Source organism: Vibrio sp. 2-2(8), from assembly GCF_963888495.1.
In the GTDB taxonomy this organism is placed as follows: domain Bacteria; phylum Pseudomonadota; class Gammaproteobacteria; order Enterobacterales; family Vibrionaceae; genus Vibrio; species Vibrio anguillarum.
In genome coordinates, this window is record NZ_CAWPJM010000001.1 from 41,376 (window position 1) to 59,823 (window position 18,448).

The 18,448-nt window shown below is 48.1% G+C and carries 13 protein-coding genes; 5 read left to right on the top strand and 8 right to left on the bottom strand.

The genetic code is table 11. The annotated features are described in order from the left end of the window. Positions 1-103: 103 nt before the first annotated feature. Positions 104-2,200 carry a TonB-dependent siderophore receptor gene (locus AACV12_RS00200; RefSeq protein WP_170901203.1) on the bottom strand — a complete coding sequence of 699 codons (2,097 nt, stop codon included), beginning with the start codon at positions 2,198-2,200 and terminating at the stop codon, positions 104-106. 143 nt (positions 2,201-2,343) lie between these two features. Between AACV12_RS00200 and AACV12_RS00205 the strand changes: the two genes are divergently transcribed. Next, positions 2,344-4,176: an ABC transporter ATP-binding protein gene (locus tag AACV12_RS00205; RefSeq protein WP_017045934.1), complete on the top strand. Its 1,833-nt coding sequence runs from the start codon at positions 2,344-2,346 to the stop codon at positions 4,174-4,176. Between the two features lie 135 nt (positions 4,177-4,311). Here the strand turns inward: AACV12_RS00205 and murP are convergent, their stop codons facing one another. Together murP and murQ are read right to left on the bottom strand one after the other, a co-directional pair. Continuing rightward, positions 4,312-5,760: a PTS N-acetylmuramic acid transporter subunit IIBC gene (gene murP / locus AACV12_RS00210; protein ID WP_088721413.1), complete on the bottom strand. Its 1,449-nt coding sequence runs from the start codon at positions 5,758-5,760 to the stop codon at positions 4,312-4,314. Positions 5,761-5,789: 29 nt separating this feature from the next. Further along, positions 5,790-6,692, bottom strand: a complete 903-nt coding sequence (murQ, locus tag AACV12_RS00215; RefSeq protein ID WP_013855696.1) for an N-acetylmuramic acid 6-phosphate etherase — start codon at positions 6,690-6,692, stop codon at positions 5,790-5,792. A gap of 241 nt (positions 6,693-6,933) precedes the next feature. On the opposite strand from murQ, the gene AACV12_RS00220 reads away from it, so the two are divergent. Next, entirely contained in the window at positions 6,934-7,782 is an 849-nt protein-coding gene (locus tag AACV12_RS00220; RefSeq protein WP_170901208.1) for a MurR/RpiR family transcriptional regulator, read from the top strand. A 5-nt stretch (positions 7,783-7,787) separates the two neighbouring features. Here AACV12_RS00220 and AACV12_RS00225 read toward each other — a convergent pair whose 3' ends face one another. The 3 genes from AACV12_RS00225 to recQ all read right to left on the bottom strand — a co-directional run bounded on the left by AACV12_RS00225 (position 7,788) and on the right by recQ (position 10,374). Continuing rightward, complete coding sequence (locus AACV12_RS00225) at positions 7,788-8,150, bottom strand: hypothetical protein (RefSeq protein ID WP_170901210.1); 363 nt, start codon at positions 8,148-8,150, stop codon at positions 7,788-7,790. Positions 8,151-8,240: 90 nt separating this feature from the next. Beyond that, the gene (locus AACV12_RS00230; protein WP_013855693.1) at positions 8,241-8,543 is read right to left on the bottom strand and encodes a DUF3630 family protein; all 303 of its coding nucleotides are present in this window, start codon (positions 8,541-8,543) and stop codon (positions 8,241-8,243) included. Then, positions 8,536-10,374, bottom strand: coding sequence for an ATP-dependent DNA helicase RecQ (gene recQ / locus AACV12_RS00235; RefSeq protein ID WP_094165815.1), 1,839 nt, complete (start codon positions 10,372-10,374; stop codon positions 8,536-8,538). The genes AACV12_RS00230 and recQ overlap by 8 nt, the downstream gene beginning before the upstream one ends. 251 nt (positions 10,375-10,625) lie before the next feature. Between recQ and rarD the strand changes: the two genes are divergently transcribed. From rarD to AACV12_RS00250, 3 genes are all read left to right on the top strand, one after another. Continuing rightward, positions 10,626-11,543 (top strand): EamA family transporter RarD, encoded by a 918-nt coding sequence (gene rarD / locus AACV12_RS00240; protein WP_013855691.1) that lies wholly within the window; start codon positions 10,626-10,628, stop codon positions 11,541-11,543. A gap of 120 nt (positions 11,544-11,663) precedes the next feature. Next, positions 11,664-12,470 (top strand): AraC family transcriptional regulator, encoded by an 807-nt coding sequence (locus AACV12_RS00245; RefSeq protein ID WP_170901212.1) that lies wholly within the window; start codon positions 11,664-11,666, stop codon positions 12,468-12,470. A 73-nt stretch (positions 12,471-12,543) separates the two neighbouring features. Further along, positions 12,544-13,203 (top strand): LysE family translocator, encoded by a 660-nt coding sequence (locus tag AACV12_RS00250; RefSeq protein ID WP_069212055.1) that lies wholly within the window; start codon positions 12,544-12,546, stop codon positions 13,201-13,203. A gap of 784 nt (positions 13,204-13,987) precedes the next feature. Here the strand turns inward: AACV12_RS00250 and uvrD are convergent. After that, positions 13,988-16,162 carry a DNA helicase II gene (gene uvrD, locus AACV12_RS00255; protein WP_013855687.1) on the bottom strand — a complete coding sequence of 725 codons (2,175 nt, stop codon included), beginning with the start codon at positions 16,160-16,162 and terminating at the stop codon, positions 13,988-13,990. A gap of 156 nt (positions 16,163-16,318) precedes the next feature. Continuing rightward, positions 16,319-18,361 carry an oligopeptidase A gene (gene prlC / locus AACV12_RS00260; protein ID WP_094125857.1) on the bottom strand — a complete coding sequence of 681 codons (2,043 nt, stop codon included), beginning with the start codon at positions 18,359-18,361 and terminating at the stop codon, positions 16,319-16,321. Positions 18,362-18,448 lie beyond the last annotated feature (87 nt).

Below are 18,448 nucleotides of genomic sequence, written 5' to 3' on the forward strand. Positions count from 1 at the left end.
CTCTCCCCCAAAAATCGAACCACCTAAAACACACATCCCCGCCGGCGCGGGAATGTTCAAAAACCGTCAAACTCACCTTCAGCGAAGGTGAGTTCATGCTGGCTTACCAGCGGTAATTCACGCTTGCCACCATACGACGTGATTCGCCGTAATAGCAGGTTCCGAAATCACAACCAGCAAGGGACTCGTCATCCAAAATATTATTGAGGTTAACCTGCACATCCCACTGTGTATTGATGGCGTAGCTTGCCATTGCATCCCACAGCATATAAGCAGGCACCTTTTTATCGAGCGAGGCATCCACAGACGTTCCGGTATAACGCACGCCAGAGCCCAACGTCAGCCCCTCAATCCCAAGGCCTGCAAAATCATAGCTCGCCCAACCTGTCGCTAAGTGGCGCGGAATCATCGACTTGCGCTTCTGGCTCGTTCCTTCACCCGTATGAGCATCGAGATAGGTGTAGCTGGCATTCAGCATCAGATTCTCTGTCACAGCCATGCGAGCTTCCACTTCGAACCCTTGCGTATTGGTTTTTGTGCCCGATTGACTGGTGGTTAACGCGCCATTGCTGCCGACGGTAGAGGCGGTTGCGTTTTTCTGGTCGATATCAAACCACGCCAGATTGACATAGCCATCGAGCCAGCTTGGCATGTATTTCACACCCACCTCGGTTTGGTTGCTCTCAACGGGTTTGTAGAGTTTGTTGGTGGTGAAATCTAAGCTGCTGATCACATAGAAAGATTCTGAGTAGCTCACATAAGGTGACAAACCGTTATCGGCTAAATAGATCAAACCGCTGTTTAATGACAGTTGGCCATCATCAAGCTCATCTTTATTCAAACCTTTGCTTTCAACATCAATTTTGTCGTAGCGGCCACCTAAATTCAGCACCCATTTCTGTTGCCATTTCGTTTGATATTGCGCGTACACACCCAGTTGCTGTTTGACAATCTCATTGTCATACAAGCTGCTTGAGAGATCAGGCACATTGCCGTAGGTCGGATTAAGGCTGTTGATCACGCCCACCTGTGAACCAGTGCCATTACCCAGCCATTTATTTTGGTGATACTGAATGTCAAACCCGGTCAGTAAGCGATGTTCAAATTGGCTACTTTGCCATTGTGCTTGGGCGTTGTTATCTAAGGTTACGCTGTGTGCATCGCCATCATTGATCAAGGTATAACGTGCCAATGTGTATGGGTCGCTGTCTTGCCAAGCATTTTGATAGGCCGAAGAGCTTCGTAGGTACAGATCAACATAGGCGTAGTTGAAGTTTTGCTTGAGGCTCCAAGTGTCGTTCAGTTGATGAGAGAGTTGGTAGCCGAACGACAGTTGTGTTTTATCGAAATCATCGTGATCCGGCTCGCCAAAGTTGCGGTTAGGCGCAATCGTCTCACCATTGGGCAGCGCCATTAATGTGCCATCGCTTGGGAAGAAACCGTTTTGTGGCACGCCGTTATCTTTTAAGAAAGTGGCCATCAGCGTTAGCGTGGTTTGATCTGATAAATCGACAGCGTAGCTTGGCGCAACATAAACGCGCTGGCTCTCAATGCCATCCAATTCACCCTCTTTTTGATTAACCATCGCCACCAAGCGGTAGCGCTGGCTGCCATCTTGGTTGGCCCAATCGGCAATATCGACACCCAACTGCTGGTAATTTTTATTCCCCACCGACAGAGATACGGAATGCTGCGCGCCATCAGTCGGCTTTTTCTGCACCACGTTGGCAATACCGCCCGGCATGGACTCACCATACAGCACAGAAGATGGGCCTTTCACCAATTCAACTTGCTCTAAACCAAAGGGTTCAACCGTCCAAGCAAAGAAACCTTCTTTATAAAGACGGTTACCATCGAGATAGACACTCGGTTCAAAACCACGCACAAACATCCATTCGGCGTCGTTATCCGCGCCATAAGGTGAGGTGTACCCCGGCGTATAGCGCAATGCTTCATCCAGTTTTTGTACGTTATGCTGGTCGAGTTCATCACGTTCAATGACAGTGACCGACTTTGCGGTTTCTTGTGTCGGGGTATCGACTTTCAATGCCGATGCCGTTACCACGATCGTGTCTAAAACTGGTGGCGGTGTTTGCTCAGCTTGTGCCGTAGCCGAAACCATGAACAGACAAGGTAATGCGCTGATTTTTAATATGTTGTGAATTGCTGTCCCCAGCAAGCTTGGGCGAATGAGATCCATTAAAGGATACCTCCTGCTTTAATTAGTTTGAGAAACGTTTTTATTATCATTATTATTGCCCGTCATTTTACTGATAAATTCAATATTTAACAGATAAAAATAAGAATGAATCTCACTCGCACATCACCATAAGTTGATCACCTATGTTTCAATGGTTTGAAAATCTCACGACGGCGTTTCCTAAAGAAGAGCCGCAACAACCGCCTAACTCCTTATTAGCCTTCTGCCGTCATTACACGCGGGGTTTTGAAGTACCGTTATTGGTCATGTCACTGCTCAGTGCTTGTGTGGCGATTGCCGAAGTCACCCTCATTCGCTATATGGGTGAATTGGTTGATATGCTTGGCAGCCAACAACGTGCCACATTCTGGGCTGATCAGAGTGACCGCTTGTGGGTAATGGCCGCGCTGGTGGTGGTCATTATGCCGCTGCTGGCTTTCTTCCACTCCATGATCATGCACCAAACGCTACTGGGTAATTACCCGATGTCGATACGTTGGATGATCCACCGCTACTTACTCAAACAGAGCGTCAGTTTTTTCCAACGCGATTTCGCGGGGCGAATTGCCACCAAAGTGATGCAAAGTTCACTCGCCGTGCGAGAAACAGTGATGAAACTGGTCGATGTACTGGTTTACATCGCGGTCTACTTCGTCTCGATGATTTGGATGATGGGCGAATCTGACCGCATCTTGATGATCCCGATTCTGATTTGGCTCGTGGCCTACATCATCATTCAATTGTATTTCATTCCCAAGATGAAAAAAGTGGCGACCGATCAAGCCGATGCTCGCTCAACTATGACGGGCAGCATAGTCGACAGTTACACCAACATTGCCACCGTGAAACTGTTTTCCCATTCGCAACGAGAAATGCAGTACGCCAAAAGCAGCATGAAACGGTTTTTGAACACCGTGTACCAACAGATGCGCATGGTGACGTGCCTGTTGTGGAGTGTTGACGCCATCAACTATTTACTGCTGTTTTCTATCGCCGCTTTATCAATCAATTTGTGGCTCGATGCCTCAGTGACTGTTGGTGTCATTGCGATTGCGATTAGCATTGCGCTGCGCGTACAAGGCATGTCGAAATGGATCATGTGGGAAGTGAGCGCACTATTTGAAAATATCGGTACTGTGGTGGATGGAATGAATACCTTGTCGCAACCAGTGACCATAACGGATGTAGCCAATGCGCCGCCGCTGCAAGTAACGCAAGGGCAAATCAGCTTCCATAACGTTCACTTTCACTATGGACAAGAAAACACTGTGTTTGAAGCGCTTAACTTTGAGTTAAAAGCGGGCGAAAAAGTGGGGTTAGTGGGTCGTTCGGGAGCGGGTAAATCCACATTGGTTAACTTGCTGCTGCGATTTTACGATTTGAATGGCGGCAAAATCTGCATTGATGGGCAAGATATTTCGCAGGTTAGCCAAGATTCACTGCGCCAACACATTGGTATGATCACGCAAGATACTTCTCTGTTGCACCGCTCAATCCGCGACAACATTCTGTATGGCAACCCAGATGCCGGGGAAGAGGCGCTGATAGAAGCAAGCCGTCAAGCGCATGCTCATGATTTTATCGCGCAGTTGCAGGATGAGAATGGCAACCTTGGCTACGATGTTCAAGTGGGAGAACGCGGTGTCAAACTCTCTGGCGGCCAACGCCAACGCATTGCGATTGCCAGAGTGCTATTAAAAAATGCGCCGATTCTGATCATGGATGAAGCCACCTCGGCCCTAGATTCAGAAGTGGAAGCGGCTATTCAAGAAAATTTTGAAACGCTGATGGAAAACAAAACCGTGATCGCCATTGCGCACCGTTTATCAACCATTGCCGCCATGGATCGCTTAATTGTGCTGGATGAAGGACGAATCATTGAACAAGGCTCACACCAAGAGTTGCTGCAACAACAAGGCGTTTATGCTCAGCTATGGGCACATCAAACGGGTGGGTTTATAGGCGAACTTGCGTAGTGGATGCTCTTTAGGCCAAATAAAAGGCCTTTAGACACATCCAACAGAGAAAGAAGATGTGCTAAAGGCCGCGCTATTTCACCCAATACCCTCACTTCCGAGTTTAGGTATTTTGCATACATAGGGGGTGGTGAATTAGCTTAAATCGACATCTTTGCAGCCAAAAAAGTAGGTCGCGAGAAAGCCAACAGTGTAGGAGATTAAAAGACCGCCAACAAACACCATCATCCCAGCAAAAATTCCTTGCTCGGAAGTCATCAATGGAATGGCGACAATGCCTGACGGGCCAAACACCGTATTTAATCCTACTGGCAAACCAAGGTAAGAAACTAAGCCGACAAAGAAACCGCCCGCCGCCCCACCAATGCAAGCGGTGACAAACGGTTTAACCCGCGGCAAGGTCACGCCATAAATCAGTGGTTCGCCAATTCCCAAAATACCGGGAATGATCGCCCCTTTCACTTGCGTGCGCAGCAACGCATCCTTATTCGCTTTAAAATAGAGTGCCAGTGACGCTCCCACTTGGCCGCCGCCCGCCATCGCCAAAATAGGAAACAGAGAGTTAAACCCTTGTACATCCATCAGCGCAAAATAGACTGGCACAAATCCTTGGTGAATACCAAACACCACCGAAATTAAGAACAAACCCGACAGTAACGCCGCGCCCAACGGGTTATCATTGAGGTTCAAAAACAACCATGACATACCTTTAAACAGCTCACCACCAATCGGCATGATCACCAAGAAAGTCACCGCGCCCATGATGAGTAACGTCACCACAGAGGTTAAGATCATATCCAAATCATCAGGCATGTATTGGCGCACTTTACGTTCTACTTGCGCGCCCAAAATAGAGGCCAATAGTACCCCGATGATGTTGCCGCGTGGGTCAATGGCGAAGCCAAAGAATTCACTCATACCCGAGTAGATACCCGTTGTCGCCTCTGGGTTATACCCCAACACAAACAGCGAAGCTAAAATGGCACCATTAACACCCGAGCCACCGAAAGCTTGCTGCGCGTTATAACCAATTAAAATACTCAAGAAGGCAAATAGCCCTTTACCAAACACTTTCATATAAGTAATGAGATCGAGCATAAACTGGCTAGGCGATTGATCGATAACGAACATTTGCTCCAGCAAAGTGGCAAAACCAAGCAACAAACCCGCAGCAATGAAACCGGGGATCAGCGGCGTAAAAATGGTCGCAAATTTGCTTAAAAAACGTTGTACACCGCTGGTCTGCTTGCTCTTCATCTGCTTTTTCTGCTCAGCAGCAATCGCGGATAGATCGGCAGTTACGGCCACATCCGTCTCAGCACCGTCACCGTTGGCGATCATCTCATTCATCATATCGGCCGCCGTTTGCGCTTTGCCTGGGCCTAAAATGATCTGCAGTTGTTGGTCACTCTCCACCACGCCCATTACGCCGGGAAGGGTTTTCAGCAGAGCCTGATCGGCCAATGCCGTATTATTTAATGTTAAACGTAAGCGCGTCATGCAGTTACCACACTTACCGATATTGCCACTACCACCGACTGCACTAAGCAGCTTGGCGATCATATTGGAGGTTATTTTTGCCATTGGGACATCCTTGGATAGATCCAGTCGGGTTATTGATCATTCAGTGCCGCGCGAATAAAACCATTATGCTTGGCCAGTTTTTGCGTCGCTTGCTCGGCGCTTAGCCCCGCAAGAATCATTACAATGGCGGTTTTACAGTGACGATGGCAGGCGCTCAGTGCTTGTTCTGCTTCCTCTTTACTGCAACCTGTCGCTTCGACCACAATGTTATTTTGGCGCTGAATCAACTTAGCGTTGGTCGCCTCGACATCGACCATGAGGTTGCCAAACACTTTACCGCAACGAATCATCGCGCCGCTGGTTAACATGTTAAGCACCAGTTTTTGCGCCGTGCCCGCTTTCATACGTGAAGAGCCCGTGACCACTTCCGCGCCCACCACAGGCACAATGGCAATGTCAGCCGCGTGCTGCATCGCGCAATCTGGGTTGCACACTACTGCCACAACCGTTGCACCAAGTGATTTAGCGTAAGCCATACCGCCTAGCGCATAGGGTGTGCGACCACTGGCGGCGATACCCACCACCACATCGTTGCGGGTCAAATTAATATTTTTCAGATCGCTTTGCCCAAGCTCAACATTGTCTTCGGCATTTTCAACCGCTTTAAGAATCGCTGAGTGTCCGCCCGCAATAAGCCCAACCACTTGTTTAGGATCAGAGCCGTAGGTGGGTGGGCACTCGCTAGCATCTAAAATCCCCAAGCGACCGGAGGTTCCCGCTCCCATGTAGATCAAACGTCCACCCGCTTGAAATGCCAAGGTAATGGCATCCACCGCTTGCGCTATCTGCGGTAAGGTTTTTTCAACCGCCAACGCGACCAGTTGATCTTCATGGTTAATGACTTGCAACATCTCTAAGGTGGAAAGGGTGTCAATGTCAGCACTGGCAGGGTTGCGGCTTTCGGTAACCAACTGGGTTAGGTCTAGGTTCATCGTCTATTTCTCGGTTTGAATTCGGAACTGAGGGCGATTCTATGGAATAAAATATTCCATTTTAGTGACAAAAATCACAACAAAGGTTATTCTTTGACCAGCCATTACATGGAATAATGGCCTACAATGCACCGATATCTTTTAAGCCTCTGAACAAAAGGCTAGTTAATACAAGCCACTACACTAATGTTCGTTATTTTAAATTTGGAATAATTTATTCCAAATAATACAAGGATCGCGCATGTCTGTGATGCATAAAATCGTCAGCCGCCGCACTCAACTCTCTCGCAGTGAATTACAAATCGCCGATTGGATCATCGCTCATCCAGAAAAAGCCGCGCTCGCCACCAGCCAAGCATTGGCCGAACACGCAAAAGTCAGCCAATCGAGCATTGTCAAATTTACCCAGAAAATTGGCTTTAGGGGCTACAGTGAGTTTAAGTTAGCGCTGGCCGAAGAGCTTGGCCGTAAATTGGCGTTTCAGACCACGCCACTGCACAGCAATATTCTGGCTAACGACCCACTGGCGGTGATCGCACAAAAATTGGTGCAAGCGAAAACAGAGGCGATGTTTCACACCACCAACGCGCTTTCATTTCCCCATTTCAACCAAGCAGTACAGTGGATAAACCTCGCCAACCGCGTGCAAATTATCGGTATCGGCGGCTCGGCGCTCACCGCAAAAGATTTGGCTTTTAAGCTCCTGAAATTAGGCATCACAGCGCTCACAGAACAAGATAGCCACGTACAAATCGCCACCGCACGCACGCTAGGTGCGCAAGATGTTCAAATTGTGATTTCATTTTCAGGAGAGAGAAAAGAGATTTTGATTGCCGCCGAAGCGGCCAAGCAGCAAGGAGCAAGCGTTATCGCGCTCACCTCTCCGAAGAAAAATCGATTACGTGAATTAGCCGATCTCTCTTTTGATACGATTGCCGATGAAAATGAACATCGCAGCTCATCCATCGCCTCTCGCACCGCGCAGAATGTTCTAACCGACCTGTTGTTTATTACTCTTGTACAGCAAAGAGACGAGTCGGCGCGTCAATTGATCCAAGACATTTCATCTGATATTCGTCAAATCTTTTAACGGAACTAATCGCTCTCTTCAATGCAGTGCATGCGATGAAAAACGCGATGAATGATCGGCGCAAATAAGGTAGCCAATGAAACGAAAAAGACCGTTTCGATAAATAAGCTGTAAAAGGCTAAAAAGAGATGCAAGCTCGGCGCAAGATGCAGATTGATTATCGGGTAGGGAAGCTCGAGGCCACTGACCATCGAAAGCGCATTCAACCACGCTTGCGCCGCTGGGAGATCAGCTAGGTAGACAAAACCCATCACTCCGGGAATGAGGCCAGTCAACAGCAGTAACGCAGCGATCGCCGCATAGCGTAAGCAGCGCCATGTAAAACGCTCAACGGAGATAACTTCTTGATGAATCGATTCAAATTTCACGCCAGCCTCCTTGATGTTTGCCTCATCATAAGCAATGGCGGCTTAATAATGAAGGACCAAAAGGCGGATATGCAGAGTTGATCTACACGCTTAGAAACCTCGCGCTAATAATTGCGCGAGAAACGCCAACTCTTCTTGGCTCTCTTTGATGGCAAGTGCTTCAAGCCAAACTGACTCGCTGTAATGCTCGGCTTTGAGAAAAAGTAAGCAACCTTCAAAATCAATCAACCATGAGTGAATGTCCGCATCCCACTGTTTTTCTATCACTGTAGCTGAAAGCTGCTTGACCAAACGTTCGCCTAGTGCAGGAAAAGTATCGACATCAAAACGCGGTGTACTCAAGACGAGTCGCCCTTCATCTTGTAAATTGTGTGCTAAACCGAACTCAGCCATGGTGGGTTAAGTGCTCCTGAATCAGGTCTAAAAATGGGTCGGCGTATTTTTCAAGCTTGCGTTGCCCAACACCATTAACGGCCAACATTTCTCCGTACGAAGTGGGCAATATCTCCGCCATATCAATTAAGGTCGCATCACTAAAGACCACGTAAGGCGGCAGGCCATCTTCATCAGCAATCGATTTACGCAATTTACGCAATTTGGCAAACAGTGGTTTGTCGTAGTTTTTGTTGGATAACTTATCTGATTTCGCCGCACGAGCGGCTGTGTCTAAGCGTGGAATAGCTAACTCTAATGGCATTTCTCCACGCAGCAGCGGTCGCGCCTCTTCCGTCAACTGCAAGGTCGAATTGCGAGTAATGTTTTGCTGCAACAACCCTTTATGGATCAACTGACGGAAAATACTCACCCAATAATCATGGCTATGATCGCGACCAATGCCGTAAGTAGTGAGCTTGTCGTGGCCATTTTCACGAATACGGATATTTTGCATACCGCGCATCACTTCCACCACATAACCAATACCGAAACTTTGGTTGACGCGATAAACGCACGATAATGCTTTTTGCGCCTCTTGCGTGGCATCGAAATGCTTGGGCGGATCAAGGCAGATATCGCAGTTGCCGCAAGGTTTATCTCGATATTCACCAAAATAATTGAGCAACACTTGGCGGCGACAAGTTTGTGCTTCAGCAAAAGCGCTCATCGCGCCCAACTTATGGCTTTCCACCTGCTTTTGTGGCCCTTCCGGCTTCTCATCTAACATTCGACGCAGCCAACTGATGTCGGCCGGATCATAGAGCATCATGGCTTCGGCTGGCAAACCGTCTCGCCCTGCGCGCCCGGTCTCTTGATAGTAAGATTCGATGTTGCGCGGAATATCAAAATGCACCACAAAACGCACGTTGGGTTTATTAATCCCCATTCCAAATGCGACGGTAGCAACCACTATCTGAATGTCATCACGCTGAAATGCTTCTTGCACATAAGCGCGCTCATCGGCGTCCATACCCGCATGGTAACTGGCTGCTCGTAAATGGTTATTGCACAGTTTCTCTGTCAGCATTTCTACTTTTTTGCGACTGCCACAGTAAATGATGCCGCAATGTCCTCTTTGCGTATCAAGATAGCGGATCACCTGTGAAACCGGTTTGTGCTTTTCGACCAAGGTATAGCGGATATTAGGACGATCAAAGCTGCCCAGATAGACATGCGGTTCTTGCAACTGCAAACGGTGCAAAATATCCACGCGCGTGGCGTCATCGGCCGTTGCCGTCAGTGCCATAAAAGGCACGTGTGAAAAATGCTGTTTAAGTTGGCCTAACGCCGCATACTCAGGGCGAAAATCGTGCCCCCATTGAGAAATACAGTGTGCTTCATCCACGGCAATCATCGCCAATGGCAACTGCTGCAAGCGTTCGATGAAATCGGACATCAAAACACGCTCAGGCGACGCGTAAATCAGCTTCAGTTGCCCCGCGTTCATTCGGTTATATACCGACATCAGCATCTCACGTGACATACTTGAATTAATACACTCAGCCGCGACACCGTTGGCTTTGAGCTGATCCACTTGGTCTTTCATCAACGAAATGAGCGGCGAGATGACTAAAGTGATGCCCTCTTTGACTAACGCAGGGATCTGATAACAGAGCGATTTCCCCCCACCCGTTGGCATGATAACTAAGCTATCTTGCCCCGCTAACGAAGCGTCAATCACCTCTTGCTGGCCGACACGAAACGACTGATAACCGAACACAGTCTGTAAAATACTGTGCGGTGTCTCAGGTTGAGGATCGGTTTGTTGAGCCATTAACGTTGCGGTCATGAAATTTCCAAGGGTGAACAAAAGGGGTAGAGCAACCGCTATACCGCAAAGCGTCTTATTGTAGTGGGGTTCGATGGTGAATAAAACCGCAAAATGTAGCGGTAAAGCGAATCACTTGATTCTCGGCCATTATTCGCCACTCAAACTCCCGAGTAGGCGGTCGATTAACAAAGCTGCAACTTACTTGAGGAACAGTATATACTGTCGAATCGTTTCGCTGGCTCAGCACTTCACTCCTTTGAGAATTCATCATGACCGCAGAAGAACAACAACGCTCCAGACAAGGCGTTTTACTCGCTATTGGTGCTTACACTATGTGGGGCATCGCACCGATCTATTTTAAAGCAATCAACAATGTTCCTGCACTTGAGATCCTCACTCACCGCGTAGTGTGGTCGTTTTTCTTGTTAGCAGCACTACTTCATTTTGGCCGCAACTGGCGTAGTGTACGCAGTGTGATTACTCATAAATCAAAGATGATCTATCTAATGACCACTGCTTGTCTGGTTGCGGTGAACTGGTTAATTTTCATCTGGGCGATCAATGCTAATCATATGTTAGATGCCAGTTTAGGTTATTACATTAACCCACTGCTCAATGTGGTGCTCGGCATGCTTTTTCTTGGTGAGCGATTACGCAAACTGCAGTGGGTCGCGGTAGCGCTAGCCACCATTGGTGTGGCCATTCAGTTAATTGTGTTTGGTTCGATTCCTGTGGTCGCCATCGCTTTGGCGACCACTTTTGGCTTGTATGGCTTACTGCGTAAAAAAGTGGCGGTTGATGCCCAAACAGGTTTGTTTATCGAAACCTTGGTAATGTTACCCGCGGCGTTGATTTATCTGTTGTTTATCGCCAGCTCGCCAACTTCAGATATGGCGCTCAATCCGCTTAACCTCAACCTACTGCTGATCGCAGCTGGCGTCATCACGACCTTGCCTTTGCTTTGTTTCACAGGAGCAGCAACGCGTTTAAAACTTTCAACGCTGGGTTTCTTCCAATACATCGGCCCAAGCTTGATGTTTTTGCTCGCTGTCTTGGTTTACGGTGAAGCCTTCTCTAGTGATAAAGCCATTACTTTTGCCTTTATTTGGGCTGCATTGTTGCTGTTCAGTTTTGATGGTTTAAAAACAGGCCGAACCGCGCGACGCGCTCAACGGGCATCCGTTTAATTAGGATTGTTTATTCCCCTCGTTCGTCAAAGCGATCGAGGGCCCTGTGATCATTTTTTACAAGACAGTGGCGACATGGCTGGCTAAGCTTGCATTATTCAACCCTAAATTTTGGTCTCTATGGATAAAGTGAGCTACAGCCAAACGGCCTATCCTGCGATCGGTCTGATTGATGCAGACTATCGTCAGTTTGCGTTTGATCGCCACTACCATCTTGATATTCATATTGGCCTTATCACTCAAGGAACGCAGCGCTTCTACCACCAAGGCGCTTGGCATCAGGTACAACGGGGCGGCGTAGTTCTGATGTCGCCAGATGAACTGCACGATGGGCAAGCGCACAATGGCTCTGGCTACCAAGTGCAAGTGTTTGCTATTGAACCTACTTGGCTACAGCAAACCTTAGAAGCCAAGCAGATTGAACAAGTGCTGGGTTTTGAGCAGTTAATAGTCGATGACGCGCCACTTTTTTGCTCACTGCTGCAACTTCATCAAACCATGAAGCAGGATAAGCTCAGCCAACTCGCTAAAGATTGCTTACCCTACCAAGGGTTCACACCTTTGCTTGAACGCTATAGCCACTTGAAACTGCCGGAGGTTAAACCGCTTGGCCAGCGCAACCTCGCCACGCTGAAAGAGTGGGTACTCAGTCAACTCGACCAACCAATCCGCCTTGAACAACTCGCTCAGCTTTGCCAGCTTTCACCCACTCAGTTTCAGCGCCATTTCAAGGCGCAAACGGGCATCACACCTTATGCGTGGTTATTGCGTTTACGTTTAGAGCAAGCGATGAAATTGTTGAAAACCGGCACCTCTAGCACTGAAGTCGCCTATCAAGTCGGTTTTTATGATCAAGCCCATTTCAGTAAGGCGTTCAAAACAACCTTTGGCCTGCCACCCTCCGCCATCAATCGCACACTTTACTAACCAAACTGTCAGAAATTTACAAGGCAAGCACGTTTTCTCCACGCATACTCACCGTAAAACATGAGGAGAATACATGAACGAACTTTCCATATTGGCCACATTGGCTGGCGTACATTTTATGGCATTATTAAGCCCCGGCCCAGATGTGGCACTGGTGGTACAAAATGCCACCCGTTACGGTCGCAGAACCGGAGTTTTTATTGCGCTAGGGTTATCATGTGGCATTGTCATTCACTCATTGCTTAGCCTCACAGGGATAAGCTATTTGGTGCATCAACAACCCGCACTGTTTGCGATGGTGCAACTGGCCGGCGGGGGGTATTTATTCTATTTAGGCTTGGGCGCACTCAAATCCATCTACACCACCTGGCGATCGCCACAAGCTGTCGGAGTCAACAATGAGCGCTACAAGCTGATCGAAAATCAACGCCAAGCCTTTTCCCGCGGTTTTATCACCAATATTTTTAATCCAAAAGCTTTGGTCTTTTTTATCAGCTTAATGTCGAGTTTAGTGCCTGTGGGGATGTCCTTTTCAGGTAAAGGTATCGCCTTGCTGATTCTTTGGGGGCTCTCTTTTATGTGGTTCTCAACCTTGGCGTGGATGCTCTCCACCGCCCGCCTACAAAAACGTTTGCAATCACTCACTGTGTATATTGATGCGGTATGTGGCATCATTTTTACGCTCATCGGTGGACTTATTTTATTGCAAGCGCTGCTTAGCCTTAGCCATTGATGCAGCGATTCGCGCCCATTTTTGTGCGAGATCTCTTACAAACGAGTGAGCAAATATCGCTTTTTGAGTAGGAAAATCAACACCAAAAAACCTAAACACTTGATTTTAAATAAAATAATAACCAGCTAGAGAAACCCTTTGCGGAAAAAGCGTTTCTCTAGCATTGCCGATAAATTAGAGATGGGTAATATGAACCTTGTCGGAAGGATTCTGACACGGAACAGGAAAGCACCACGGATTGGTCATCTTCAGGATGAAGAGACGACTGCTCAGGATGAATGGTCGGCACGGAAAGCAAATTGGACATTGAATGGACGCAATAGTAGCTAGGATGGTTACTACTAAGGAAAGACAATGGACACCTCTGGACGAGGCAAGGACTGAACATCAGGATGATGTAAAGGACACCGCTCAAGGAACAAGTGAAGCGCGCTAACGTGGATGGTTAGCAGACTAGGAAGTCACCAAGGACACCGCTAGGAAGGCGAAGAACGGATTAAGCTGACGGAATTCAGCCACTATCATGGATTTGATGCATGGAGCACTTTCGTAGCTGGATTGCTGCAAGTAAGACTATAACCCCGCAGGGCGCAAGCCCTCGGGGTTTTTCTTTTGGATCGGATAAGCATATGAGTTATCCAGCTTTCATATCTTGAACGGCTAGGTTAGGTATTTGGTTTAAACAACGCCATAAACACCCCCTCCCTGCCTCCCCCTCAAAGGGGGAGGAGAACAATCCAACCATCTCAGCAAAGAAAAGTACCCTTTCTTTGTACAAGGAAGATCATAGTTTCTCTAGCTTGGCATAAGCAGTCACTAGCCATTTAATGCCTTCACCGTTAAAAGCGACTTGCACTCGACTTTGCGGGCCACTACCTTCGAAATTAATGATGGTGCCTTCACCAAAAATAGGGTGTTTCACGCGTGCGCCCAAGCTAAAGCCCGTCTCGTTAAAGTTCTCTTTGACCGCTGTTTGACTAAAACGCCCGGCACTGCTTGGTCGGCTCACTTGCGCTTTCATGCGCACTTCATCAAGGCAGTTTTCTGGCAGCTCACGGATAAAGCGTGACGGCTTATGGTATTTATCCTGACCGTATAAACGGCGAATTTCAGCGTAAGTAATGTAGAGCTTTTGCATGGCGCGCGTCATTCCGACGTAGCACAAACGGCGCTCCTCTTCCAATCGCCCCGCTTCTTCGGCCGACATTTGGCTGGGGAACATGCCCTCTTCAACGCCAACCATAAACACCAACGGGAACTCTAACCCTTTCGCGCTGTGCAGTGTCATTAACTGTACGGCATCATCAAATTCGTCAGCCTGCCCTTCGCCCGCTTCCAGCGCTGCGTGGGTTAAAAAGGCCGTCAACATGCTCATCTCATCCGCTTCTTCTGGCTTTTCAAATTGGCGTGTTGCGGTGACTAGTTCTTCCAAGTTTTCAATTCTGGCTTTAGACTTTTCACCCTTTTCAAGCTGATACATCTCAAACAAACCTGAGGTTTTGATTACATGGTCGGTTTGACTGTGTAACGGCATCTCAGCGCTATCATCTTCAAGGGCATTGACCAGTTCAATAAACCGGCTTAATGCGCTTGCCGCACGTCCTGTGAGCACTTTTTCTTCCAACAGCACAAGGCTCGCTTGCCACAAGGTACAGCCGCGATCTCGCGCCGCAAAACGAATGGTTTCCAGCGTTTTATCACCCAAACCACGCGGTGGCGTATTTACGACTCGCTCAAAGGCCGAATCATCATTGCGGTTAGACATCAAACGCAAGTAACTTAACGCATCTTTGATCTCTTGGCGCTCGAAGAAGCGCATGCCGCCGTAGATGCGATAGGGCAAGCCTGCTTGAATCAAGGCTTCTTCCAAAACACGAGATTGGGCGTTGTTGCGATAAAGCATCGCACAATCCTCTAATGCGCCACCTTTATCTCGCCACTCTTTGATTTTATTGACGGTAAAACGCGCCTCATCAAGATCGTTGTAGGCCGAATAGATAGAAATTGGCTCGCCTTCGCTGCCATCTGTCCAGAGCTCTTTACCCATTCGCTCGGTGTTGTTCGCGATCAGTGCGTTCGAGGCTTGCAAAATGGTTTTGGTTGAACGGTAGTTTTGCTCTAAACGAATGGTATTAACGCTCGGAAATTCCTGCGTGAATTTTTCGAGGTTTTCAATTTTGGCACCACGCCAGCCATAAATGGACTGATCATCATCACCGACGATCATCACGTGGCAATCGCGCCCAGCCATCATGCGCAGCCACGCGTATTGGATGTTATTGGTGTCTTGAAATTCGTCGACCAAGATGTGTTTAAAGCGCGCTTGATAATGTTCACGAATGTGCTGCTTATCACGCAACATCTCGTGGCAACGCAGCAAAATTTCGGCAAAATCAACCAAACCAGCGCGATCGCACGCCTCTTGGTACGCGGAATAAAGCTGCAAATAGGTTTGAGTCACGGGATCGCGGTACGCATCGATGTGCTTCGGACGAAGACCTTCATCTTTTTTACCGTTAATCCACCAGCACACCTGGCGTGTAGGCCACTGCTTCTCATCTAGGTTTTGTGCTTTGATTAAGCGACGCAGCAAACGCAGTTGATCTTCAGAATCGAGGATCTGAAAATCCTCAGGCAGGCGAGCGTCAAGATAGTGAGCGCGTAAAATACGGTGGCAAATACCGTGGAAGGTACCATTCCACATGCCCGATGCACTGCCCATCATCAACTCTTCAATTCGGCCACGCATTTCCGCCGCCGCTTTGTTGGTAAAAGTCACCGACATGACTGAAAAAGGCGAGGCGTTTTCAACCGAGATAAGCCAAGCAATGCGATGCACCAATACTCGGGTTTTACCACTCCCCGCTCCGGCAAGCACCAGCAAGTTTTCTAAAGGCGCTGCAACCGCTTCGCGCTGTTTATCGTTGAGACCGTCGAGTAAGAGAGAAGGATCCATCATGGCTAAGCTACTGGTTATTTATACATAATTGCCCAGATTATAACCTCAAATCGCGGCAAGATGCTCGTCTCTATCACTTTTTTCTGGGCATTCAAAAATGAAAAGCCCACCGCAAAGGTGGGCTAATTCGAGCTTCATCGCATTTTAAGAGCGTGACTACGCGGCGATCCCCGCATGACGCAGCAACGCATCAATTTGCGGCTCGCGGCCTCTAAAGCGTTTAAATAGCTCCATCGGCTCTTCACTACCACCCATTTCAAGGATGTTATTCAAGAAACTTTGCCCAGTCTGTGGGTTAAAAATTCCCTCTTCCTCAAAGCGAGAAAACGCATCCGCCGAAAGCACTTCTGCCCATAAGTAGCTGTAGTAACCTGCGCTGTAACCGCCAGCAAAGATGTGGCTAAAGCTGTGTGAGAAACGGTTCCATTCAAGGCTTGGTAACACGGCCACTTTCTTTTTCACTTGAGCGAGAGTTTCCAACACTTGCGGGCCTACTTCGGGATCGTAAGTAGTGTGCAAGGTGAAATCGAACAAACCAAATTCAAGTTGGCGCAAAATAAACATCGCTGACTGGAAGTTTTTCGCCGCGAGCATTTTATCGAGCATTTCTTTCGGTAGCGGTTCACCCGTTTCGTAATGACCTGAAATAAACGCTAACGCCTCTTCTTCCCAGCACCAATTTTCAAGGAACTGACTTGGCAGTTCAACCGCATCCCACGGTACACCATTGATGCCAGATACCGCACCCACTTCAACTTGAGTCAACATGTGGTGGATCCCGTGTCCAAACTCATGGAACAAAGTGACCACTTCATCATGAGTAAATAACGCAGGTTTATCACCGATTGGGCGATTAAAGTTACAGGTCAAATAAGCCACTGGGGTTTGTAGCTCGCCATTTTGAGTGATACGGCGGCCACGGCAATCATCCATCCACGCGCCACCACGCTTATGTTCGCGCGCATACAGGTCGAGATAGAAGCTGCCACGCAGTGATCCTTTCGCATCAAAAATATCGAAAAAACGCACCGATGGATGCCAAATATCAACCCCAGAGCGCTCTTTGACACTCATGCCAAATACGCGGTTGAGCACTTCAAATAGGCCGCTCACCACTTTCGACTCTGGGAAATAAGGGCGCAGCTCTTCATCTGAAATATCAAACAAGTGCTGTTTCTGTTTTTCGCTGTAGTAAGCGATATCCCACAACTCTAGCGTGGTCACGCCAAACTCTTGCTGCGCAAATTGACGCAACTCTTCAACTTCACGCTCACCTTGCGGTTTCACTTTGGTGGCTAAATCATTTAAAAACCCTAACACTTGATCGGGCGTTTGCGCCATTTTAGTCGCCAGTGATTTTTCACTGTAGGTATTAAAACCGAGCATACGGGCTATTTCATGACGTAGTTTGAGCTTCTCAGCGATGATTTCGCTGTTATCCCACTTGCCCGCATTTGGCCCGCGATCCGAGGCACGCGTGACATACGCTTCATAAAGCTCTTTGCGCAGAGCTTGGTTATCACAATAAGTCATCACTGGCAGATAAGAAGGAATGTCGAGCGTTAATAAATAACCATCGAGCTCTTTGGCTTGCGCCGCCGCTTGTGCAGCTGCTAACGCCGATTCTGGCATGCCCGCTAATTGATTGGCGTCGGTAATGTGCTTGGTCCAGCCCATCGTGGCATCCAGTACGTTATTAGAGAACTTAGAACCCAACTCAGATTGACGTTTACTGATCTCGCCGTACCGTTTTTGCTCTGCCAATGGCAAGCCGATACCCGATAGCTCAAAATCACGCAGTGCATCATTGATGGTTTTTTGCTGCGCTTGAGAGAGCGAGGAAAAAGTATCGCTGGCTTTCATGCTCTTATAGGCTTCAAACAGGCCTTTATGTTGCCCAACCCAAGTGCCGTATTCAGACAGCAGCGGCAAACAGCTTTCGTACGCATCACGCAGTTCATCGCTATTGAGCACGGAATTAAGGTGGCTCACTGGCGACCAAATGCGGCTTAAGCGATCATCCACCTCTTCAATGGGTGCAATCAAGTTTTCCCACGTTGGGGTGCTATTGCCAGCAAGGCGTTTTTCAATTTCGGTGCGGCAATCTTCTATCGCTTTCTCAACCGCAGGCTTCACATGCTCTGGCTTAATGGCGGAAAACGGCGGTAAATCCGTGAAAGTGAGAAGTGGATTAGACATAAAACATTCCTTTTAAGTTAAGACGCGCCTGCACGTTGATGCATTTCTCTGCAACAGTCACTGATTGTTTCACGGCAACCGTCGATT

Excerpts from the sequence above, each read along its gene's own strand:
- AACV12_RS00200 (WP_170901203.1), bottom strand. The coding sequence starts at position 2,200 with ATGGATCTCATTCGCCCAAGCTTGCTGGGGACAGCAATTCACAACATA.
- AACV12_RS00205 (WP_017045934.1), top strand. The coding sequence starts at position 2,344 with ATGTTTCAATGGTTTGAAAATCTCACGACGGCGTTTCCTAAAGAAGAG.
- murP (WP_088721413.1), bottom strand. The coding sequence starts at position 5,760 with ATGGCAAAAATAACCTCCAATATGATCGCCAAGCTGCTTAGTGCAGTC.
- murQ (WP_013855696.1), bottom strand. The coding sequence starts at position 6,692 with ATGAACCTAGACCTAACCCAGTTGGTTACCGAAAGCCGCAACCCTGCC.
- AACV12_RS00220 (WP_170901208.1), top strand. The coding sequence starts at position 6,934 with ATGTCTGTGATGCATAAAATCGTCAGCCGCCGCACTCAACTCTCTCGC.
- AACV12_RS00230 (WP_013855693.1), bottom strand. The coding sequence starts at position 8,543 with ATGGCTGAGTTCGGTTTAGCACACAATTTACAAGATGAAGGGCGACTC.
- recQ (WP_094165815.1), bottom strand. The coding sequence starts at position 10,374 with ATGACCGCAACGTTAATGGCTCAACAAACCGATCCTCAACCTGAGACA.
- rarD (WP_013855691.1), top strand. The coding sequence starts at position 10,626 with ATGACCGCAGAAGAACAACAACGCTCCAGACAAGGCGTTTTACTCGCT.
- AACV12_RS00245 (WP_170901212.1), top strand. The coding sequence starts at position 11,664 with ATGGATAAAGTGAGCTACAGCCAAACGGCCTATCCTGCGATCGGTCTG.
- AACV12_RS00250 (WP_069212055.1), top strand. The coding sequence starts at position 12,544 with ATGAACGAACTTTCCATATTGGCCACATTGGCTGGCGTACATTTTATG.
- uvrD (WP_013855687.1), bottom strand. The coding sequence starts at position 16,162 with ATGATGGATCCTTCTCTCTTACTCGACGGTCTCAACGATAAACAGCGC.
- prlC (WP_094125857.1), bottom strand. The coding sequence starts at position 18,361 with ATGTCTAATCCACTTCTCACTTTCACGGATTTACCGCCGTTTTCCGCC.